Annotated in this window: 17 protein-coding genes and 1 pseudogene; 7 read left to right on the top strand and 11 right to left on the bottom strand. The window is 59.0% G+C overall.

The genetic code is table 11. The features are described 5' to 3' along the window. Positions 1-15: 15 nt before the first annotated feature. The 7 genes from BWR59_RS20050 to BWR59_RS20020 all read right to left on the bottom strand — a co-directional run bounded on the left by BWR59_RS20050 (position 16) and on the right by BWR59_RS20020 (position 7,952). Positions 16-441 carry a GNAT family N-acetyltransferase gene (locus BWR59_RS20050; RefSeq protein WP_081567386.1) on the bottom strand — a complete coding sequence of 142 codons (426 nt, stop codon included), beginning with the start codon at positions 439-441 and terminating at the stop codon, positions 16-18. Next, positions 434-1,600 carry a cupin domain-containing protein gene (locus tag BWR59_RS20045; RefSeq protein ID WP_081567385.1) on the bottom strand — a complete coding sequence of 389 codons (1,167 nt, stop codon included), beginning with the start codon at positions 1,598-1,600 and terminating at the stop codon, positions 434-436. Before BWR59_RS20045 ends, BWR59_RS20050 begins: the two co-directional genes overlap by 8 nt. An 84-nt stretch (positions 1,601-1,684) precedes the next feature. Beyond that, positions 1,685-3,055 (bottom strand): adenylosuccinate lyase, encoded by a 1,371-nt coding sequence (purB, locus tag BWR59_RS20040; RefSeq protein ID WP_081567384.1) that lies wholly within the window; start codon positions 3,053-3,055, stop codon positions 1,685-1,687. Between the two features lie 132 nt (positions 3,056-3,187). Further along, positions 3,188-3,808: a high frequency lysogenization protein HflD gene (gene hflD / locus BWR59_RS20035; RefSeq protein ID WP_081567383.1), complete on the bottom strand. Its 621-nt coding sequence runs from the start codon at positions 3,806-3,808 to the stop codon at positions 3,188-3,190. Beyond that, positions 3,808-4,938, bottom strand: a complete 1,131-nt coding sequence (mnmA, locus tag BWR59_RS20030) for a tRNA 2-thiouridine(34) synthase MnmA (protein WP_081567382.1) — start codon at positions 4,936-4,938, stop codon at positions 3,808-3,810. The genes hflD and mnmA overlap by 1 nt, the downstream gene beginning before the upstream one ends. 83 nt (positions 4,939-5,021) lie before the next feature. Next, entirely contained in the window at positions 5,022-5,462 is a 441-nt protein-coding gene (locus BWR59_RS20025; RefSeq protein WP_081567381.1) for an NUDIX hydrolase, read from the bottom strand. Positions 5,463-5,726: 264 nt separating this feature from the next. After that, positions 5,727-7,952, bottom strand: coding sequence for an NADP-dependent isocitrate dehydrogenase (locus BWR59_RS20020; protein ID WP_081567380.1), 2,226 nt, complete (start codon positions 7,950-7,952; stop codon positions 5,727-5,729). A gap of 513 nt (positions 7,953-8,465) precedes the next feature. Between BWR59_RS20020 and icd the strand changes: the two genes are divergently transcribed. Next, positions 8,466-9,722 carry an NADP-dependent isocitrate dehydrogenase gene (icd, locus tag BWR59_RS20015; protein ID WP_081567379.1) on the top strand — a complete coding sequence of 419 codons (1,257 nt, stop codon included), beginning with the start codon at positions 8,466-8,468 and terminating at the stop codon, positions 9,720-9,722. A gap of 166 nt (positions 9,723-9,888) precedes the next feature. Here icd and cspD read toward each other — a convergent pair. After that, positions 9,889-10,083: pseudogene (gene cspD / locus BWR59_RS20010) on the bottom strand (cold shock domain-containing protein CspD); the annotation flags it as partial. 222 nt (positions 10,084-10,305) lie between these two features. On the opposite strand from cspD, the gene clpS reads away from it, so the two are divergent. Together clpS and clpA are read left to right on the top strand one after the other, a co-directional pair. Then, entirely contained in the window at positions 10,306-10,668 is a 363-nt protein-coding gene (clpS, locus tag BWR59_RS20005) for an ATP-dependent Clp protease adapter ClpS (protein WP_074755300.1), read from the top strand. 29 nt (positions 10,669-10,697) lie between these two features. Further along, a complete protein-coding gene (gene clpA, locus BWR59_RS20000; protein WP_081567377.1) occupies positions 10,698-12,968 on the top strand; it encodes an ATP-dependent Clp protease ATP-binding subunit ClpA in 2,271 nt (756 codons plus the stop codon). Positions 12,969-13,175: 207 nt separating this feature from the next. On the opposite strand, the gene infA is transcribed toward clpA, so the two are convergent. The 3 genes from infA to aat all read right to left on the bottom strand — a co-directional run bounded on the left by infA (position 13,176) and on the right by aat (position 14,940). Continuing rightward, positions 13,176-13,394, bottom strand: a complete 219-nt coding sequence (infA, locus tag BWR59_RS19995; protein ID WP_002553999.1) for a translation initiation factor IF-1 — start codon at positions 13,392-13,394, stop codon at positions 13,176-13,178. 101 nt (positions 13,395-13,495) lie between these two features. Next, positions 13,496-14,203: an arginyltransferase gene (locus tag BWR59_RS19990; RefSeq protein ID WP_081567376.1), complete on the bottom strand. Its 708-nt coding sequence runs from the start codon at positions 14,201-14,203 to the stop codon at positions 13,496-13,498. Positions 14,204-14,250: 47 nt separating this feature from the next. Further along, the gene (aat, locus tag BWR59_RS19985) at positions 14,251-14,940 is read right to left on the bottom strand and encodes a leucyl/phenylalanyl-tRNA--protein transferase (protein WP_081567375.1); all 690 of its coding nucleotides are present in this window, start codon (positions 14,938-14,940) and stop codon (positions 14,251-14,253) included. Positions 14,941-15,380: 440 nt separating this feature from the next. Between aat and BWR59_RS19980 the strand changes: the two genes are divergently transcribed. The 4 genes from BWR59_RS19980 to crcB all read left to right on the top strand — a co-directional run bounded on the left by BWR59_RS19980 (position 15,381) and on the right by crcB (position 20,199). Continuing rightward, the gene (locus BWR59_RS19980; RefSeq protein WP_081567374.1) at positions 15,381-17,786 is read left to right on the top strand and encodes a DNA translocase FtsK; all 2,406 of its coding nucleotides are present in this window, start codon (positions 15,381-15,383) and stop codon (positions 17,784-17,786) included. A 74-nt stretch (positions 17,787-17,860) separates the two neighbouring features. After that, a complete protein-coding gene (lolA, locus tag BWR59_RS19975) occupies positions 17,861-18,484 on the top strand; it encodes an outer membrane lipoprotein chaperone LolA (RefSeq protein ID WP_081567373.1) in 624 nt (207 codons plus the stop codon). 18 nt (positions 18,485-18,502) lie between these two features. After that, on the top strand, positions 18,503-19,825 hold the full coding sequence (locus tag BWR59_RS19970; protein ID WP_081567372.1) for a replication-associated recombination protein A: 1,323 nt from the start codon (positions 18,503-18,505) through the stop codon (positions 19,823-19,825). Further along, entirely contained in the window at positions 19,825-20,199 is a 375-nt protein-coding gene (gene crcB / locus BWR59_RS19965) for a fluoride efflux transporter CrcB (protein WP_081567371.1), read from the top strand. The genes BWR59_RS19970 and crcB overlap by 1 nt, the downstream gene beginning before the upstream one ends. The last annotated feature ends 22 nt before the right edge of the window (positions 20,200-20,221 follow it).

The raw sequence follows: 20,221 nt of genomic DNA, 5'->3' as shown, positions 1-20,221 counted from the left end.
CGCGTTGATGGCGGTTCAGCGCGAGTTGCGCACCATGTCGACGTGGGGCAGGCCGGCTTCGAGGAACTCTTCGCTGACCACGGTGAAATCAAAACGCTCATAGAACGCGGTGGCGTACACCTGAGCGCTGAGTTTCTGTTCCTTCAAATCACGGTTTTCCGCCTCGGTGATCACCGCCTTGAGCAGTGCATCACCGACGTTGAGCCCGCGCCAATCCTTGAGTACCGACAGGCGACCGATTTCACCGTCCGGCAGCAAGCGCGCGGTGCCGATCGGATAGTCACCTTCCAGTGCCAGGAAGTGCAGGGCACCTGCGTCTTCAGCGTCCCATTCCAGTTCGGGCGGTACCGATTGCTCGGCGATGAACACGGCTTCGCGAATGCGCCGGATGTCGGCGTTATCTTTCTGCCAGTCGGCTACCCGTACACGGATCTTATTCATCAGCAAACCCCAGACTTCCTTGTTTGACCAGCTCACAGAGCAGGTCGCGACCATCTTCATCTGCCAGCCATTGGCCCAGATTATCCATATGCAGTGCATCGGCCGCACAGACCAGTTTCAACAGTTCGCGCAGACGACCGGGCAGCAAGCGGCTTTGACCGCTGGCGAACAGCAGCAGGTCTTCGTCCACTTCTGACCAGGCCAGGCGCGCGCTCGGGTTGCGAATCAGGATCGCGCCCTGTTCGAGGCTGTCGAGCAGTTCGGCGTCGTCCAGCTCCGGGCCTGTCACCAGTTCCGGGTAGCGTGGTTCGGTCATGAACTGGCCGAACCAGGTCAACAGCAGGCGTTCGTCGCCCATGTGCTCGGCCAGCAATGCCTTAAGGCGGTCGAGGGCGTCGCGTTGAATCTGGTGCGGGTCGCTGACCGGCTGGGCATCGGCGTCGGTGTAGCGCTCTTCGTCGGACATGAACTGGCTGAGGAAGTCGGTGAAGTGGGTCAGCACTTCAGCGGCGCTCGGTGCGCGGAAGCCGACGGAATAGGTCAGGCAGTCGTCCACGGCTACACCCCAGTGAGCCAGGCGAGGCGGCAGATACAGCATGTCGCCCGGCTCGAGCGTCCATTCATCGCTGCCCTGGAAGTCGGCGAGGATGCGCAGGTCGGCGTGCTCCAGCAGCGGGCTGTCGGTGTCGCACATCTGGCCGATTTTCCAGTGGCGCTTGCCATGGCCTTGCAGCAGGAAGACGTCGTAGTTGTCGAAGTGCGGGCCGACGCTGCCACCTGGCGCTGCGTAGCTGATCATCACGTCATCGATGCGCCAACTCGGCAGAAAACGGAAGTTTTCCAGCAGCTCGGCGACTTCCGGGACGAACTGATCCACTGCCTGAACCAGCAGTGTCCACTCGGTTTCCGGCAGCTTGCTGAACTCGTCTTCGGCGAACGGGCCGCGACGCATTTCCCAAGGGCGAACGCCGTTTTCGATGATCAGGCGCGACTCGACTTCCTCTTCCAGTGCCAGGCCGGCCAGTTCGTCAGGGTCGATCGGGCTTTCGAAATCCGGAATGGCCTGGCGGATCAGCAGGGGTTTTTTCTGCCAGTAATCACGCAGGAACTCGCGCGCCGTGATGCCGCCTAGCAGCTGAACAGGAATATCAGGATTCATGTGTAACCTATTGAAAAAACGTATTTTTCAGACTGGAATAAAAACGCCCGGCTCAGCCGGGCGCTTAGAGCGTGTACGGTGCTATCAGATGCGCTTGGCTTGAGCCACGGCATTGCCGATGTAGTTAGCCGGTGTCAGCTTTTTCAGCTCGGCCTTCGCTTCGGCAGGCATGTCCAGACCGTCGATGAAAGTCTGCAGCGCTTCAGGACTGATGCCCTTGCCGCGAGTCAGTTCTTTCAGCTTCTCGTACGGGTTCTCGATGTCGTAGCGGCGCATTACGGTCTGGATCGGCTCAGCCAGGACTTCCCAGCAAGCGTCCAGATCGGCGGCGATCTTCTGTTCGTTCAGCTCCAGCTTGCCGATACCTTTGAGGCTCGCCTCGTAGGCAATCACGCTGTGAGCGAAGCCCACGCCGAGGTTGCGCAATACGGTGGAGTCGGTCAGGTCGCGCTGCCAGCGGGAGATCGGCAGCTTGCTCGCCAGGTGCTGGAATAGCGCGTTGGCGATACCCAGGTTGCCTTCGGAGTTTTCGAAGTCGATCGGGTTGACCTTGTGCGGCATGGTCGAGGAGCCGATTTCGCCAGCGACGGTCTTCTGCTTGAAGTAACCCAGGGAGATGTAGCCCCAGATATCGCGGTCGAAATCGATCAGGATGGTGTTGTAACGGGCGATCGCGTCGAACAGCTCGGCAATGTAGTCGTGCGGCTCGATCTGCGTGGTGTACGGGTTGAAGCCCAGGCCCAGCTCGTCTTCGATGAAAGCGCGGGCATTGGCTTCCCAGTCGATGTCCGGGTAGGCCGACAGGTGGGCGTTGTAGTTGCCAACGGCGCCGTTGATCTTGCCCAGCAGCGGAACGACGGCGACCTGAGCGATCTGACGCTCCAGACGGTAGACGACGTTCGCCAGCTCTTTGCCCAAAGTGGTCGGCGAAGCAGGCTGACCGTGGGTGCGCGACAGCATCGGCACCGCGGCGAAGCGGATCGCCAGTTCGCGGATGGATTCGGCGATCTGACGCATCAGCGGCAGCAGCACGGTGTCGCGGCCCTCACGCAGCATCAGCGCGTGGGACAGGTTGTTGATGTCTTCACTGGTGCAGGCGAAGTGGATGAATTCGCTGACCTTGGCCAGTTCCGGCAACTTGGCGGCCTGCTCCTTGAGCAGGTATTCGATCGCCTTGACGTCGTGGTTGGTGGTGCGCTCGATCTCTTTCACGCGCTCGGCGTGTTCCACGGCGAAGTCATCGGCCAGCGCGTCGAGAATGGCGTTGGCTTCGGCGGAGAATGCCGGGACTTCAGGAATTTGCGGGTGAGCCGCCAGGCGCTGGAGCCAGCGGACTTCGACGAGGGCGCGGAAACGGATCAGGCCGTATTCGCTGAAAACAGGGCGCAGGGCCTGGGTTTTGCCGGCGTAGCGGCCGTCTACAGGGGAAACCGCAGTGAGCGAAGAAAGCTGCATGGGGTGTTCTCGGACAGTCGGGCAACGAAAAGGGGCGCGTATCATACATGAAAATTCGGTTCAGCCGAGGCCGGTTGACCGAGATGGATCGCGCTGTGTCGGGTAAATGCGCTGTTCCGCCGCGCTCGGCGATCAGCCGTGCAGCAAGGGATACAGTTCTTTCAATAACTTGCGACGGCTGATGACCAGTTGCCAGCGGTGACCGCCCACTTGTCGCCAAAGTCGCGCGCAGCGAATACCGGCCAGGAGCAGGGCGCGGATTTTCGAGGCGTTGTTCGGTTGTTGCAGGTTGCGCATGTCGCCGTGGACCTGAATCCGCTGGCGCAAGGTACTCAAGGTGTCTTGATAGAGCGCACCGCTGGCGGCGATCACGTTCTCGTGAACGATACCGAAGTGTTCGACCTGAGACTTGATCTGCGGCAGTCGCTTGCCGATGGTTTCGAGCATGTCGTCGCGCTTGGACAGCTGACGCTCAAGACCCAGCATCGCCAGGGCGTAGCGCAAAGGCTCGCGCTGCAAGGTGCCTGGGTCGCGCTCAAGGGCACTGGCGAGGGCGCGATAGCCCTCGCGCAGGTTCAGGTCGTCACCACCGAACACGTCCAGCGTGTCCTTGGGGTCCATCACCAGCAGGCCGCCGAGCAGGCAACCCACTGCTGCTTCGCTGGCCTGGCCGGTCTTGGCGATGCGATCCACCAGCACGGCCGCCTGAAACACGCCGCCCAGCGCGGTGAGTTGCTCTTGAATCGGACTCATCAACGAGCGTCCTTGCTGTGCCAGGGTTCGGCGATTTCAATGACGCCACCGCCGAGGCAGATTTCGCCGTCGTAGAACACAACAGACTGGCCGGGCGTCACAGCGCGTTGCGGCTCGTCGAAGGTGGCACGGTAACCGGTTTCAGTGTGTTCAAGCGTGCAGCTCTGATCGCCCTGGCGATAGCGTACCTTGGCAGTCAGCTGGCGCGGGCTGCTCAGGTCGATCGGGTTGACCCAGTAGATTTCCGAAGCCAGCAGGGCGCGGGAGAACAACCATGGGTGTTCATTACCTTGGCCGACGATCAGCACGTTGTTGGTCAGGTCTTTTTCCAGCACATACCACGGCTCGTCGCCGGCGTCCTTCAGGCCGCCGATGCCCAGGCCCTGACGCTGGCCGATGGTGTGGTACATCAGGCCCGCGTGGCGGCCAATGACTTCACCCTCGGTGGTCTTGATCTCGCCGGGCTGCGCAGGCAGGTACTGCTTGAGGAAGTCGGTAAAACGACGCTCGCCAATGAAGCAGATACCGGTGGAGTCTTTCTTTTTTGCCGTCGCCAACTGGTACTTTTCGGCAATCGCGCGCACTTCGGGCTTTTCCAGTTCGCCGACCGGGAACAGGGTCTTGGCGATCTGTTCACCTGCCACGGCGTGCAGGAAATAGCTCTGATCCTTGTTCGGGTCCAGGCCCTTGAGCAGCTCGGTGCGGCCATCGATATCGCGACGACGCACGTAATGACCGGTGGCGATCAGGTCGGCGCCGAGCATGAAGGCGTAGTCGAGGAAGGCTTTGAACTTGATCTCGCGGTTGCACAGGATGTCCGGGTTCGGCGTGCGACCGGCTTTGTATTCTTCGAGGAAGTGCTCGAAGACGTTATCCCAGTATTCGGCGGCGAAGTTCACGGTGTGCAGCTTGATACCGATCCGGTCGCACACGGCCTGGGCGTCCGCGAGGTCGTCCATGGCGGTGCAGTATTCCGTTCCGTCGTCTTCTTCCCAGTTCTTCATGAACAGGCCTTCCACCTGATACCCCTGCTCCATGAGCAGAAGGGCGGAGACCGAAGAATCCACGCCGCCGGACATGCCGACAATGACGCGCTTCTTTTCTGTATCGGAAAAGGCTGAATCAGACATAGGAATTCGATGGGTAGCTTGGAAAAGGACGCGATTCTATCAGGGACTCGACGCCAAGGCTAAAAGCTATTCAGTTGCGCGCATCAGTCGCGCACCACATCCAGGCTGTGGACGGGCCCGGCGAGGTAGTCGTCAACGCACTCCAGCACCAGGTGGCTGCGCCAGCGCTCGGGTTGGCTGGCCAACTCGTCTCGCGTGAACCACGGCGCGCCCACGATGCCGGTGTCCAGTTCGCGCTCGGGATGGTGCTTTGTCGCCTTCGCTGCAAAGCACACCCGCTGGTAAGTCACACCGTTGCTCGGCGCGGTGTACAGGTAAATGCCGACCACACCGGTCAGTTCAACGTCCCAGCCGGTCTCCTCCAGCGTTTCGCGTATGGCGGCTTCACGCAGGGTTTCGTTGGCTTCCAGATGGCCGGCAGGCTGGTTGAGGACGAGTTTGTTGTTTTTCGATTCCTCGACGAACAGAAAGCGGCCGTTGTCTTCGACGATGGTTGCGACGGTGATGTGGGGTTGCCAGGTCACTGGGTATCTCCTCAAATTCCCCTGTAAACAGGGTGCGGCTGAAATTTCATGTCCGACGCAGTTTCTGTGGGAGACATAGCAGGTTAAGACGGCAGCGATGCGGTGTGTCAGGCAAACCGCTTTCGCCACCGTCGTAACCTCCGGCAGCTCCCACAGAGATTGCGTTCAAGCCGTGTGATGAAGGTATTCCTAATAGAAAACCCCGGCACTTGGCCGGGGTTTTCATGATGCGTTCGGCGGGATGAACCGCCGACCTGGCAAACCTTACTTCAACGCGTTGATGGCGTTGTTCAAGGTGGCGCTAGGGCGCATGGCTTTGCTGGCCAGCTCCGGAGTGGCGAAGTAGTAACCGCCGATATCCAGTGGCTTGCCCTGCACGGCATTGAGCTCGGCAACGATGGTCGCTTCGTTGTCGGTCAGGGTCTTGGCCAGTTCGGTGAACTTGGCTTGAAGCGCGGTATCTTCGGTCTGGGCAGCCAGGGCCTGGGCCCAGTAGGTGGCCAGATAGAAGTGGCTACCGCGGTTGTCGATACCGCCAACCTTGCGCGATGGCGACTTGTTGTTGTCCAGGAACTGGCCGGTAGCCTTGTCCAGGGCAGTGGCAAGTACCAAAGCTTTAGGGTTGTTGTAGACGTTGCCCAGATGCTCCAGCGACGCGGCCAGTGCCAGGAATTCGCCCAGCGAGTCCCAGCGCAGGAAGTTCTCTTCGTTGAGCTGCTGAACGTGCTTTGGAGCCGAACCGCCAGCGCCGGTTTCGAACAGACCGCCGCCATTCATCAGCGGAACGATCGACAGCATCTTGGCGCTTGTGCCCAGTTCCATGATCGGGAACAGGTCGGTCAGGTAGTCACGCAGCACGTTACCGGTCACCGAAATGGTGTCCTTGCCCGCGCGGATACGCTCCAGGGAAACCTTCATCGCCTCGACCGGCGACTTGATGGTGATGTCCAGACCGTTGGTGTCGTGATCCTTCAGGTACTTCTCGACCTTCTTGATCATCACTGCGTCGTGAGCACGCTCAGGGTCCAGCCAGAAGATGGCCGGGGTGTTGCTCAGGCGCGAACGGTTGACGGCCAGTTTGACCCAGTCCTGGATCGGCGCGTCTTTGGTCTGGCACATGCGCCAGATGTCGCCGGCTTCGACGGTCTGTTCCATCAGAACCTGACCTTTGTCGTCGGTTACACGGACAACACCGTCGGTTTCAATCTGGAAAGTCTTGTTGTGCGAACCGTACTCTTCGGCTTTCTGCGCCATCAGGCCAACGTTCGGCACGCTGCCCATGGTGGTCGGATCGAAGGCGCCGTGCTTCTTGCAGTCTTCGATGACAGCCTGATAGATGGTGGCGTAGCAGCGATCCGGGATCACGGCCTTGGTGTCCTGCAGGACGCCGTCGTTGTTCCACATCTTGCCGGAGTCACGAATCATCGCAGGCATCGAGGCGTCGACGATGACGTCGCTCGGTACGTGCAGGTTGGTGATGCCCTTGTCGGAGTTGACCATCGCCAGAGGAGGGCGGGTCGCGTAAACGGCTTTGACGTCCGCTTCGATCTGCGCTTGCTGGTCGGCTGGCAGATCCTTGATGCGGGCGTACAGGTCGCCGATACCGTTGTGCAGGTTGAAACCGATTTCTTTCAGGACTTCAGCGTGCTTGCTCAGGGCGTCCTGGTAGTACTCGGCGACGAACTCGCCGAACATGATCGGGTCGGAGACCTTCATCATGGTGGCTTTCAGGTGAACGGAGAACAGTACGCCCAGTTTCTTGGCGTCTTCGATTTCCTTGGCGACGAAAGCGCGCAGGGCTTTCTTGCTCATGACGGCGCAGTCGATCACTTCACCGGCCAGGACCGAAGTCTTGTCCTTCAGTACAGTGGTGCTGCCGTCTTTGCCGATCAGTTCGATCTTCACGGCGCCGGCAGTTTCGATCAGCGAGGATTTTTCGCTGCCGTAGAAGTCGCCGTTGTCCATGTGGGCAACGTGGGACTTGGAGTCAGAAGCCCAGGCGCCCATCTTGTGCGGGTGCTTGCGAGCGTAGTTCTTTACCGACAGCGGCGCGCGGCGATCAGAGTTACCTTCACGCAGAACCGGGTTCACAGCACTGCCTTTTACCTTGTCGTAGCCAGCACGGGCGGCCTTGTCGGCGTCGGTAACGACTTCGTCCGGGTAGTTCGGGACGTTGTAGCCCTTGGCTTGCAGTTCCTTGATCGCGGCCTTCAGTTGTGGAACCGAGGCGCTGATGTTCGGCAGCTTGATGATGTTGGCTTCCGGCGTGGTCGCCAGTTCACCCAGCTCTGCCAGATCGTCGGAAACCTTCTTGTCGCCCAGCTGCTCGGGGAAGCTGGCCAGGATACGGGCTGCAAGAGAGATGTCGCGGGTTTCAACGGCGATATCAGCGGAGGCGGTGAACGCTTCGATGATAGGAAGGAGTGAGTAGGTGGCGAGGGCTGGCGCTTCGTCGGTGAAGGTATAGATGATCTTCGAGCGGTTGGACATTTTCGGGATAACTCTCTTCTTTGCTGAGCGTACACAAAATTTCGAGATGCGCAGGGTAGGCACTTTCGCCCAAAGTATCGATGAGCCGAAAGTCGAGAATTTCGTCGCGTGATATGGGGTAGATCAGTCGAGCATCAAGCAGCTGGGCTGCGGTAACGGTCCAGCCTGTCGAGGGCTTTAAGATGGCTCGGCCCCCAATGACCCAGTGGTCACCGGCGCGAGTATATCACCGGTCCCGGCCATTACTACGATAGTAGTGTGAACGCTTGGCGACCGCGCCGGCTGGTTTTGCGCCGTTGGTCGCCCTCCCGAAAAACCTCGAAAACCGCCAAGCCCCCGTCTCACGCGGCCTGCGTCAACCTGTCGCAGTCTTGGGCAGGCGCTGTCGGACAGATGAATATCAAGTCAGTTTTCGACTAAAGGAGCATTTGTTCCGGAGCCTGTTCGGGTGGTCTACGCTCGTTGAGCGCGCACAACCACAGCTCTCAATAACAAGAACAGGCGGAGACAAGCATGGGATACCAGAAGATCAAGGTGCCAGCGACGGGCGAGAAGATCACGGTGAACGCCGATCATTCGCTCAACGTGCCGGACAATCCGATCATCCCGTACATCGAGGGTGACGGCATTGGCGTGGACATCAGCCCGGTGATGATCAAGGTGGTCGACGCCGCAGTGGAAAAGGCTTACGACGGCAAACGTAAAATCTCCTGGATGGAGGTTTATGCCGGCGAGAAGGCGACGCAGGTTTACGACCAGGACACCTGGCTGCCCCAGGAAACCCTGGATGCAGTGAAGGATTACGTGGTCTCGATCAAGGGGCCGCTGACCACGCCCGTGGGAGGCGGTATTCGCTCGCTCAACGTGGCGCTGCGTCAGCAACTCGACCTATATGTGTGCCTGCGCCCTGTGCGTTGGTTCGAAGGCGTGCCGAGCCCTGTGAAAAAGCCGGGCGATGTGGACATGACCATCTTCCGTGAGAACTCCGAGGACATCTACGCCGGTATCGAGTGGAAAGCCGGTTCCCCCGAAGCAACCAAGGTCATCAAGTTTCTCAAGGAAGAGATGGGCGTGACCAAGATCCGCTTCGATCAGGATTGCGGGATCGGCGTCAAACCGGTGTCGAGAGAAGGCACCCGGCGTTTGGCACGCAAAGCCCTTCAGTATGTAGTGGATAACGATCGCGATTCGCTGACCATCGTCCACAAGGGCAACATCATGAAGTTCACTGAAGGCGCCTTTAAAGAGTGGGCCTATGAGGTGGCGGGGGAGGAGTTTGGCGCGACGCTGCTGGACGGCGGCCCGTGGATGCAGTTCAAGAACCCGAAAACCGGCAAGAATGTGATCGTCAAGGACGCCATCGCCGACGCCATGCTGCAGCAGATCCTGTTACGCCCGGCCGAATACGACGTGATCGCCACGCTCAACCTGAACGGCGACTACCTCTCTGACGCGCTGGCGGCGGAGGTGGGCGGGATTGGTATCGCGCCGGGGGCCAACCTTTCCGATACCGTGGCGATGTTCGAAGCGACCCACGGTACCGCGCCGAAATACGCCGGCAAGGATCAGGTCAACCCTGGCTCGCTGATTCTTTCTGCCGAAATGATGCTCCGTCACATGGGCTGGACCGAAGCCGCGGACTTGATCATCAAAGGCACCAACGGGGCGATTTCGGCGAAGACCGTGACCTACGATTTTGAACGACTGATGGACGGAGCCAAATTACTGTCTTCGTCGGCCTTCGGTGATGCCTTGATTTCTCACATGTAGTCAGAACGTCAAAAATCCCGTGCGAAAAAAAACCGGTCATCCCAGAAATGGGCTGACCGGCTTTTCAGGTCTCGCGCTTGAACGGTCCGGCTCAGGCGTGATCTTTGCTGTGATCGTGTTGCTGGTCGTGCTGATGAGCCGTTTCTTTGGATGCGGTTTGAGACCCGTTAATATTGACCGCGTGCAAGCCTTTGGGACCCTGGATGATCTCGAAGTTGACCGGCTGCCCGGCTTTGAGGGTTTTGTAACCCTCCATCGTGATCGCCGAGTAATGAGCAAACAGGTCCTCGTTCTTGCCATCTTCAACGATGAAGCCATACCCCTTGGCGTTGTTAAACCACTTGACCTTACCGCTTAGCATAGTCACATCCCTCTGCAAAGGACTCCGATGGGAGTATCATCACCTCTCATCCGCCGGACCTAAAAAATTTTGGTTGACTGCGCGGACCCTTTTTACCCAATGTGGGTTCTATTGTTTGTAACACCGTTTAGCCGTTAGTCAAGGTCAAGCAGCGGTCCAGTTGAAAACCGGTATGACGGCGACTACTTATTTCAATTTCGTCCCCTGTGAACCTTCTTTACCATGCATGCAATCAGCAAGATTCGACTAACATTCAATCAGGATGATCCGCAATCCCATGAGGACGACGCGGCGGGCATCGCTGTACAGGAAGCCAAGCCGACATTGCAGGTGCCACCGATGTACAAGGTGGTTTTGTTCAACGATGACTACACCCCGATGGATTTCGTTGTCGAAGTGCTCGAGGTGTTTTTCAACCTGAATCGTGAGCTGGCGACCAAGGTCATGCTGGCCGTCCATACAGAGGGACGGGCAGTATGCGGATTGTTTACCCGCGACATCGCCGAGACCAAGGCAATGCAGGTCAACCAATACGCCAGGGAAAGCCAGCATCCGCTACTCTGTGAGATCGAGAAGGACGGTTAACGCCGGACACTTGGGTATGAGGTGAAGCTATGTTAAACCGTGAGCTCGAAGTCACCCTCAATTTGGCTTTCAAGGAGGCCCGTTCGAAGCGTCATGAGTTCATGACCGTCGAGCACCTTCTGCTGGCCCTATTGGACAATGAGGCTGCCGCCACTGTTCTGCGTGCCTGCGGCGCAAACCTCGACAAACTCAAACACGACCTTCAGGAGTTCATCGACTCCACCACGCCGCTGATCCCTGTTCATGATGAGGATCGCGAGACCCAGCCAACCCTGGGCTTCCAGCGCGTGCTCCAGCGTGCCGTGTTCCATGTGCAGAGTTCCGGTAAGCGTGAAGTCACCGGCGCAAACGTTCTGGTGGCGATTTTCAGTGAGCAGGAAAGTCAGGCAGTGTTTCTGCTCAAGCAGCAGAGCGTTGCCCGCATCGATGTCGTCAACTATATCGCCCACGGTATTTCCAAGGTGCCGGGGCATGGCGATCACTCTGAAGGTGAGCAAGATATGCAGGATGATGAGGGCGGCGAGTCTTCTTCTTCGGGCAATCCTCTGGATGCCTATGCCAGCAACCTGAATGAACTGGCCCGTCAGGGCCGCATCGATCCTCTGGTCGGCCGTGAGCTGGAAGTCGAGCGTGTGGCTCAGATTCTCGCGCGCCGTCGTAAAAACAACCCTTTGCTGGTGGGCGAGGCGGGTGTGGGTAAAACCGCCATCGCCGAAGGCCTGGCCAAGCGTATCGTCGACAATCAGGTGCCTGATCTGCTGGCGAACAGCGTGGTCTATTCCCTGGACCTCGGAGCGCTGCTGGCCGGTACCAAATACCGCGGCGATTTCGAAAAGCGCTTCAAGGCGCTGCTCGGTGAGCTGAAAAAACGTCCCCATGCGATCCTGTTCATTGACGAAATCCACACCATCATTGGTGCCGGTGCTGCGTCGGGCGGGGTAATGGATGCCTCTAACCTGCTCAAACCACTGTTGTCTTCGGGTGATATCCGTTGCATCGGGTCGACCACGTTTCAGGAGTTCCGCGGCATCTTCGAGAAAGACCGTGCGCTGGCCCGTCGCTTCCAGAAAGTCGACGTGTCCGAGCCATCCGTCGAAGACACCATCGGTATTTTGCGTGGCCTGAAAGGCCGGTTCGAACAGCATCACAACATCGAATACAGCGATGAAGCCCTGCGTGCCGCTGCTGAACTGGCGTCGCGTTACATCAACGATCGCCACATGCCGGACAAGGCCATCGACGTGATCGACGAGGCAGGTGCCTATCAGCGGCTGCAGCCGGTCGAGTTGCGCGTCAAGCGCATCGAAGTGCCGCAGGTCGAAGACATCGTCGCGAAAATTGCGCGGATTCCGCCAAAGCATGTCAACAGCTCCGACAAGGAATTGCTGCGTAATCTGGAGCGCGATCTCAAGCTGACCGTGTTCGGTCAGGACGCGGCGATCGATTCGTTGTCGACAGCGATCAAGCTGTCTCGTGCCGGGCTAAAGTCACCCGACAAGCCTGTCGGTTCGTTCCTGTTCGCAGGGCCTACCGGTGTGGGTAAGACCGAGGCCGCGCGTCAGTTGGCCAAGGCGTTGGGCATCGAGCTGGTGCGTTTCGACATGTCCGAATACATGGAGCGTCACACCGTATCGCGTCTGATCGGTGCGCCTCCAGGTTATGTCGGGTTCGATCAGGGCGGTCTGCTGACCGAAGCCATCACCAAGCAGCCACACTGCGTATTGCTGCTCGATGAGATCGAAAAAGCGCATCCGGAAGTCTTCAACCTGCTGCTGCAGGTCATGGATCACGGTACCCTGACCGACAACAACGGCCGCAAGGCGGACTTCCGCAATGTGATCGTGATCATGACCACCAACGCCGGTGCCGAAACCGCAGCGCGCGCTTCAATCGGCTTCACTCACCAGGACCACTCGTCCGACGCGATGGAAGTCATCAAGAAGAGCTTCACGCCGGAATTCCGCAACCGTCTGGACACCATCATTCAGTTTGGTCGCCTCAGCCATGAGGTTATCAAAAGCGTGGTGGACAAGTTCCTCACCGAACTGCAGGCGCAATTGGAAGACAAGCGTGTGCTGCTTGAAGTCAGCGACGCAGCCAGAAGCTACCTGGCGGAAGGCGGTTACGATGCGGCAATGGGCGCGCGACCAATGGCGCGTCTGATTCAGGACAAGATCAAGCGTCCCCTTGCAGAAGAAATCCTCTTCGGCGAGTTGTCCGAGCATGGCGGTGTGGTACACATCGACTACAAGGATGGCGAGATCACGTTCGATTACGAAACCACGGCGGAAATGGCCTGACGTTTCTTCGCTACAAAGCAAAAAGGCGCCTTCGGGCGCTTTTTTGTTGGCTGCGATTCGCGACCCCCTGTAGCAGCCCGGCTTGCCGGCGGTAGCGGTTCCGAAGACGCCACCGCCAGCAAGCCGTGCTGCTAAAGTGGCCAATTCGCCCAATGAATGCACAAACAAAAACGCCCGGCATGAGCCGGGCGTTTTTGTTAAGACCTGTTAGCGGGCGCGGTAAGTGATGCGCCCTTTGCTCAAGTCGTAGGGCGTCAGCTCAACGCGGACCTTATCGCCGGTAAGAATACGAATGTAGTTCTTGCGCATCTTGCCGGAGATGTGCGCGGTTACGACGTGCCCATTTTCCAACTCCACACGGAACATGGTGTTGGGCAGGGTGTCGACGACAGTGCCTTCCATTTCGAAGCTGTCTTCTTTCGACATGCAGTAAAGCCCTCGGTATCCAATGAATGGCCCGGTGCAAACGGCAGCCAGGCAAAAGCGGGCTGCATTGTGCCCGAAAAATGGGGTTTAAGCCAAGGGGTTCAGTAAAGAGTGACCCATCTTTGGTTGGTCAGCAGCTCGATGGGGCGATATTGAGTCTTGTAGTTCATCTTTTTGCAGTTCTTGATCCAGTAACCCAGGTATACCGCGTGCAGCTGCAGGCGTGCGGCTTCGGCGATTTGCCAGAGGATCGCATAGCGTCCCAGGCTGCGCTTTTCTTCTGCCGGCTCGTAGAAGGTGTAGACCGCCGACAAGCCGTTGGGCAGCAGGTCGGTGACGGCGACCGCGAGCAGACGCCCGTCAACCCTGAATTCATAGAAGCGGGAAAACGGCAGGTCGCGGACGAGAAACGTCGAAAACTGATCGCGACTGGGCGGGAACATGTCGCCATCGGCGTGGCGCTGTTCGATGTAGCGTTGGTACAGATCGAAGTACTCCTCGCTGAAATGCGGCTTGGTGCTGGTGACTTCGATGTCGGCGTTTTTCTTGAAGATGCGTTTCTGCTGGCGGTCGGGTTCGAAAAGTCCTACCGGAATCCGCGCAGGCACACACGCGCTGCAATTCTGGCAGTGCGGGCGATAAAGATGATCGCCGCTGCGACGGAACCCCATATCGGAAAGGTCGGCGTAGACCTGCACATCCATCGGCTGGCTGGGATCGAGAAACAGCGTAGTGGCTTGTTCCTCGGGCAGGTAGCTGCAGGAGTGGGGTTGAGTGGCATAAAACTTAAGCCGCGCCAGCTCGGTCATGATCAACCCTCGAGAAAAACTTTAGTTAAGAGTGTATGCCAGGCGAATCAAACTCGCCTAGGTAACCAGTCGGCGCAATTGCTCTGATCCAGATGATTGCTCAGGTAATCGGCAAAGATTTTCCGCTCAATTGAGCGGGCGCCGAAGCTTTGCAGGTGTTGCGTCGGCATCTGACAATCGATCAGGACGAAGCCCCAGGCCTTGAGGTGGTCGACAAGCGTGGCGAAGCCGACCTTGGAGGCATTGTCGGCGCGACTGAACATCGACTCCCCGAAAAACAGCTGACCCATGGCCAAACCGTACAGCCCGCCCACCAGTTCGTCGCCTTCCCAGACCTCGACGCTGTGCGCATGGCCTCGTGCATGCAGTTCTACATAAGCCGCCTGCATGGAATCCGTGATCCAGGTCCCGTCGGCGTAGACCCGGGGCTCGGAGCAGGCGCGTATGACTGCCGCAAATTCCTGGTCGAAAGTGACGCGATAGCGCTGCTGGCGCAAGACTTTGGCCAGGCTGCGTGAGACATGCAGTTCGTCAGGGAACAGCACCGTGCGCGGATCCGGCGACCACCAGAGAATGGGCTGCCCCTGCTGATACCAGGGGAAACATCCATGACGATAGGCTTGAACCAGCCGATCGGCGGAAAGATCGCCGCCTGCGGCCAGTAGCCCGTTGGGCTCGCGCATGGCTTTTTCCAGCGGCGGAAAATCGAGATTGTGGCGTTGTAACCAGGTCAGCATTGGCGTTCAGTCTTTACGAGAGGGGAGGGGAGTGATGGGGCTGCGTGCAACTCCGAACCGTGAACGCGGTCACACGCGGTTGACCGACGCTGCATTGTGGGAAATTCGGCAGATTTGATCGTTTCATTCAAGGCATGGCCATTGGACAGTTGTGTGGTACGGGAAAAACACCTCATAAGCCTTTGTCAGCAAAGAAAATGCATGCTCAAATCGGCTGTTGTCATCGACGCTTGAAGATCTGCAAGGTCCACGCCAGACTATCGTGGCGTGCAGCGTGCAAATCCGTACAATGCCCGATGTTGTTTAACCTCATTTCCAGTCACCTGTCGAGCGTGTATTCAACGTTGTCGTATCAGGAAACGATCAGACCTGTTTCGTCAATGCAGTCGTTTATAGTCAACCATCAGATGTTCGCGCTTGCGCGCAGGAATTGAAGCGTTTTGAAGAAATCCACCGCAGCACCCAGCCCCGTTCCGCTCTGGCGGCAGCATTTGCACTACCGACTCAAGGAAGGTGCGCTGATCGCATTCGGCTTTCTGTGCCTGTACCTGATGATGGCCCTGCTGACCTACGATCAGGGCGATCCGGGCTGGAGTCATACCAGCAGCTCCATGCAGGTGCAAAACGCCGCAGGTCGCGCGGGCGCATTCTCCGCTGACATCCTGTTCATGGTGCTCGGCTACTTCGCTTACATCTTCCCGCTATTGCTCGGGGTCAAGGCTTACCAGGTGTTCCGTCAGCGGCATGAGCCATGGCAATGGAGCGGCTGGCTGTTCTCCTGGCGCATGATCGGCCTGGTCTTCCTGATTCTCGCTGGCGCCGCGCTGGCGCATCTGCATTTCCATTCCGCTTCGGGCCTGCCGGGTTCGGCGGGCGGCGTGCTGGGCGAGGTGCTCGGCGATCTGGCCAAGCGCGCGCTGAACGTTCAGGGCAGCACGTTGCTGTTCATCGCGCTGTTTTTGTTCGGGCTCACGGTATTCACCGATCTGTCGTGGTTCAAGGTCATGGACACCACGGGCAAGATCACCCTCGACCTGTTCGAACTGTTCCAGAGCGCGATCAACCGTTGGTGGACTGCGCGCAACGAACGCAAGCAGATGGTTGCCCAGTTGCGTGAAGTCGACATGCGTATCGATGAAGTCGTGGCACCCGTTGCGCCTGACCGGCGCGAGCAGGCCAAGGCCAAGGAACGTCTGATCGAGCGTGAACAGGTGCTGACCGAGCACATGACTGCCCGCGAAAAACACATTCCTGCCGTTATCGCTCCGGCCCCGGCCAGACCGCCGGAGCCGAGCAAGCGCGTGCAGAAGGAAAAACAGGCGCCGTTGTTCGTCGACAGCGCCGTGGAAGGCACACTGCCGCCGATCTCGATTCTCGACCCGGCAGAGAAAAAGCAGCTCAACTATTCGCCTGAATCCCTTGCCGCAGTGGGTCACTTGCTGGAGATCAAGCTCAAGGAATTCGGCGTCGAGGTCACGGTGGACTCGATCCATCCCGGCCCGGTGATTACCCGCTACGAAATTCAGCCGGCCGCTGGCGTCAAGGTCAGCCGTATCGCCAACCTGGCCAAAGACCTTGCCCGTTCTCTGGCCGTGACCAGCGTGCGTGTGGTCGAGGTCATTCCCGGCAAGACCACCGTCGGTATCGAGATCCCTAACGAAGACCGGCAGATCGTGCGCTTCTCCGAAGTGCTGTCGACCCCGGAATACGACAACTTCAAATCGCCGGTCACTCTGGCCCTGGGTCACGACATCGGCGGCAAGCCGATCATCACCGACCTTGCCAAGATGCCGCACTTGCTGGTGGCCGGTACCACCGGTTCCGGTAAGTCGGTGGGTGTGAACGCGATGATCCTGTCGATCCTGTTCAAGTCCGGTCCGGAAGACGCCAAGCTGATCATGATCGACCCGAAAATGCTCGAGCTGTCGATCTACGAAGGCATCCCGCACTTGCTGTGCCCGGTGGTGACCGACATGAAAGACGCCGCCAACGCCCTGCGTTGGTCGGTGGCCGAGATGGAACGTCGCTACAAGCTGATGGCCAAGATGGGGGTGCGTAACCTGTCGGGCTTCAACCACAAGGTCAAAGAGGCCGAAGACGCCGGTACGCCGCTGTCCGATCCGCTCTACCACCGCGAAAGCATTCACGATGAGGCGCCGCTGCTGACCAAGCTGCCAACCATCGTCGTGGTAGTGGACGAATTCGCCGACATGATGATGATCGTCGGCAAGAAGGTCGAAGAGCTGATCGCCCGTATCGCGCAGAAGGCCCGTGCGGCGGGTATCCACCTGATTCTCGCGACCCAGCGCCCTTCGGTGGACGTGATTACCGGTCTGATCAAGGCCAACATCCCGACCCGTATGGCGTTCCAGGTGTCGAGCAAGATCGACTCCCGGACCATCATCGACCAAGGCGGCGCTGAACAACTGCTGGGTCACGGTGACATGCTTTACATGCCGCCTGGCACCAGCCTGCCGATCCGGGTTCACGGCGCTTTCGTGTCCGACGACGAGGTCCATCGCGTGGTCGAGGCGTGGAAACTGCGTGGCACGCCGCAATACAACGACGACATCCTCAACGGCGTCGAAGAGGCCGGCAGCGGCTTCGAAGGTGGCGGCGGCGGTGGCGATGGTGACGACAGCGAAACCGACGCGCTGTATGACGAGGCCGTCAACTTCGTGCTGGAAAGCCGCCGCGCTTCGATCTCTGCGGTACAACGCAAACTGAAGATCGGCTACAACCGTGCCGCGCGCATGATCGAGGCCATGGAAATGGCGGGCGTCGTGACCGCGATGAACACCAACGGCTCGCGGGAAGTGATTGCGCCAGCCCCCATGCGTGACTGACACTTTGTCCGTCGCAAGTCCCGATGGCGCCTGAGGGCGCCATCGGGCCTTAACCCAACTCAAAGAGGACTCCCATGCGTCTTATCCGCATGTTGTTGGTATCTGCACTGGCTTTTTCCGCTATCCCGGCCTACGCCGACAGCAAGGACGTGGCGCGCCTGACTCAACTGCTGGAAAACTCGAAGACCCTCAGCGGCAACTTTTCCCAGCTCACCCTGGACGGCGGCGGTACCCAGCTGCAGGAAACTTCGGGTGAAATGACCCTGCAGCGTCCTGGCCTGTTCTACTGGCACACCAATGCCCCTCAAGAGCAGACGATGGTTTCCGATGGCAAGAAGGTCACTTTGTGGGACCCGGACCTGGAGCAGGTCACCATCAAGACCCTGGATCAGCGCCTGACTCAGACCCCCGCGTTGCTGCTGTCGGGCGACGTGTCGAAAATCAGCGAGAGCTTCGACATCACCGCCAAGGAAGCCGGCGGCGTGATCGACTTCGTGCTCAAGCCCAAGTCCAAGGACACCCTGTTCGACAACCTGCGTCTGTCGTTCCGCAACGGCATGATCAACGACATGCAGTTGATCGACAGCGTTGGGCAGCGCACCAATATCCTGTTCACCGGCGTCAAGGCCAACGAGCCTGTCGCGGCGAGCAAATTCAAGTTCGATATCCCGAAGGGCGCTGACGTCATTCAGGAATAAGAGGCACTAACGTCGTCAATGGACCTGTTCAGCAGTGAACCGATTGCTCAGCCCCTGGCGGCACGCCTGCGTGCGACCAATCTGGATGAGTACGTCGGCCAGCAACACCTGCTCGCCCACGGCAAGCCCCTGCGTGAAGCGCTGGAGCAGGGTGCGCTGCACTCGATGATTTTCTGGGGCCCGCCCGGCGTTGGCAAAACCACGCTGGCGCGGTTGCTGGCGAAGGTCTCCGATGCGCACTTCGAAACCGTGTCTGCGGTGCTGGCGGGTGTGAAAGAAATACGTCAGGCGGTCGAGGTCGCCAAGCAGCAGGCAGGTCAGTACGGTCGCCGCACGATCCTGTTCGTCGACGAAGTGCATCGCTTTAACAAGTCGCAGCAGGATGCGTTTCTGCCCTACGTCGAAGACGGCACGCTGATCTTCATCGGCGCGACCACCGAAAACCCTTCGTTCGAACTGAACAACGCCTTGCTATCCCGGGCCCGGGTTTACGTGCTGAAAAGCCTCGATGAGACGGCTTTGCGTCAGCTTGTCGATCGCGCGCTGACCGAAGAACGAGGTCTGGGCAATCGTCATCTCTCATTGGGTGATGAGGCCTTCAAGACATTGCTGGCCGCTGCCGATGGTGACGGCCGACGCATGCTCAACCTGCTGGAAAACGCTTCGGATCTGGCCGAAGACGGCAGCGAAATCGAACCCGAGTTGCTGCAGAGTCTGCTGGGCGACAGCCGTCGCCGCTTCGACAAGGGTGGAGAGGCGTTCTACGACCAGATTTCCGCGCTGCACAAATCCATTCGAGGTTCCAACCCTGATGCCGCGCTGTACTGGTTTGCGCGGATGATCGACGGCGGCTGCGATCCGCTGTACCTGGCCCGACGCGTCGTGCGCATGGCCAGTGAAGACATCGGCAATGCCGACCCGCGTGCGCTACCGCTGTGCATGTCGGCGTGGGATGTGCAGGAACGTCTCGGCAGCCCGGAAGGCGAACTGGCCGTGGCCCAGGCCATCGTTTATCTGGCCTGTGCACCCAAGAGCAACGCGGTGTACATGGGCTTCAAGATGGCAATGCGCGAGGCCACCGAACACGGCTCGCTCGAAGTGCCGTTGCACCTGCGCAACGCTCCGACCAAGCTTATGAAACAGCTGGGTTACGGCGAGGAATACCGCTATGCCCATGACGAGCCGGACGCCTATGCCGCCGGGGAAGACTACTTCCCGGACGAACTCGAACCGCGTCAGTATTACCAGCCGGTGCCGCGAGGCCTTGAGCTGAAAATCGGCGAAAAACTCAAACATCTGGCGGCGCTTGATCGCGCCAGCACCCGTCAGCGGAGAAAATAGTGATTCAGTTGATTCTTGCCGTGTCCGCCGGGGGCGTGGCTGGTACATTATTGCGCTTTGCCACGGCTAACGTTGTCGCTGCGAACTGGCCACGCTATTTCTACACCGCAACGCTGGCCGTCAATCTGGTGGGGTGCCTGCTGATCGGCTTGTTATACGGGCTGTTCCTGATTCGCCCGGATGTGCCGATCGAGTTGCGCGCTGGCTTGATGGTGGGCTTTTTAGGTGGTCTGACGACATTTTCGTCGTTTTCGCTGGACACGATTCGTCTGCTGGAGAGCGGTCAGGCTCCATTGGCCATTGGTTACGCCTTGATCAGCGTACTTGGCGGGCTGCTCGCGACCTGGGCTGGCCTGTCGCTGACCCGAATTTAATAGACCCGAATTCTTTAAACGA

The organism is Pseudomonas sp. Bc-h (assembly GCF_002080045.1).
In the GTDB taxonomy this organism is placed as follows: Bacteria; Pseudomonadota; Gammaproteobacteria; order Pseudomonadales; family Pseudomonadaceae; genus Aquipseudomonas.
The sequence above is the reverse complement of the archived record's forward strand: the minus strand, read 5'-3'. Positions and strand labels throughout refer to the sequence as shown.

Coding starts and splice junctions, on each gene's coding strand:
- BWR59_RS20050 (WP_081567386.1), bottom strand. CDS start 441: ATGAATAAGATCCGTGTACGGGTAGCCGACTGGCAGAAAGATAACGCC.
- BWR59_RS20045 (WP_081567385.1), bottom strand. CDS start 1,600: ATGAATCCTGATATTCCTGTTCAGCTGCTAGGCGGCATCACGGCGCGC.
- purB (WP_081567384.1), bottom strand. CDS start 3,055: ATGCAGCTTTCTTCGCTCACTGCGGTTTCCCCTGTAGACGGCCGCTAC.
- hflD (WP_081567383.1), bottom strand. CDS start 3,808: ATGAGTCCGATTCAAGAGCAACTCACCGCGCTGGGCGGCGTGTTTCAG.
- mnmA (WP_081567382.1), bottom strand. CDS start 4,938: ATGTCTGATTCAGCCTTTTCCGATACAGAAAAGAAGCGCGTCATTGTC.
- BWR59_RS20020 (WP_081567380.1), bottom strand. CDS start 7,952: ATGTCCAACCGCTCGAAGATCATCTATACCTTCACCGACGAAGCGCCA.
- icd (WP_081567379.1), top strand. CDS start 8,466: ATGGGATACCAGAAGATCAAGGTGCCAGCGACGGGCGAGAAGATCACG.
- clpS (WP_074755300.1), top strand. CDS start 10,306: ATGCATGCAATCAGCAAGATTCGACTAACATTCAATCAGGATGATCCG.
- clpA (WP_081567377.1), top strand. CDS start 10,698: ATGTTAAACCGTGAGCTCGAAGTCACCCTCAATTTGGCTTTCAAGGAG.
- infA (WP_002553999.1), bottom strand. CDS start 13,394: ATGTCGAAAGAAGACAGCTTCGAAATGGAAGGCACTGTCGTCGACACC.
- BWR59_RS19990 (WP_081567376.1), bottom strand. CDS start 14,203: ATGACCGAGCTGGCGCGGCTTAAGTTTTATGCCACTCAACCCCACTCC.
- aat (WP_081567375.1), bottom strand. CDS start 14,940: ATGCTGACCTGGTTACAACGCCACAATCTCGATTTTCCGCCGCTGGAA.
- lolA (WP_081567373.1), top strand. CDS start 17,861: ATGCGTCTTATCCGCATGTTGTTGGTATCTGCACTGGCTTTTTCCGCT.
- BWR59_RS19970 (WP_081567372.1), top strand. CDS start 18,503: ATGGACCTGTTCAGCAGTGAACCGATTGCTCAGCCCCTGGCGGCACGC.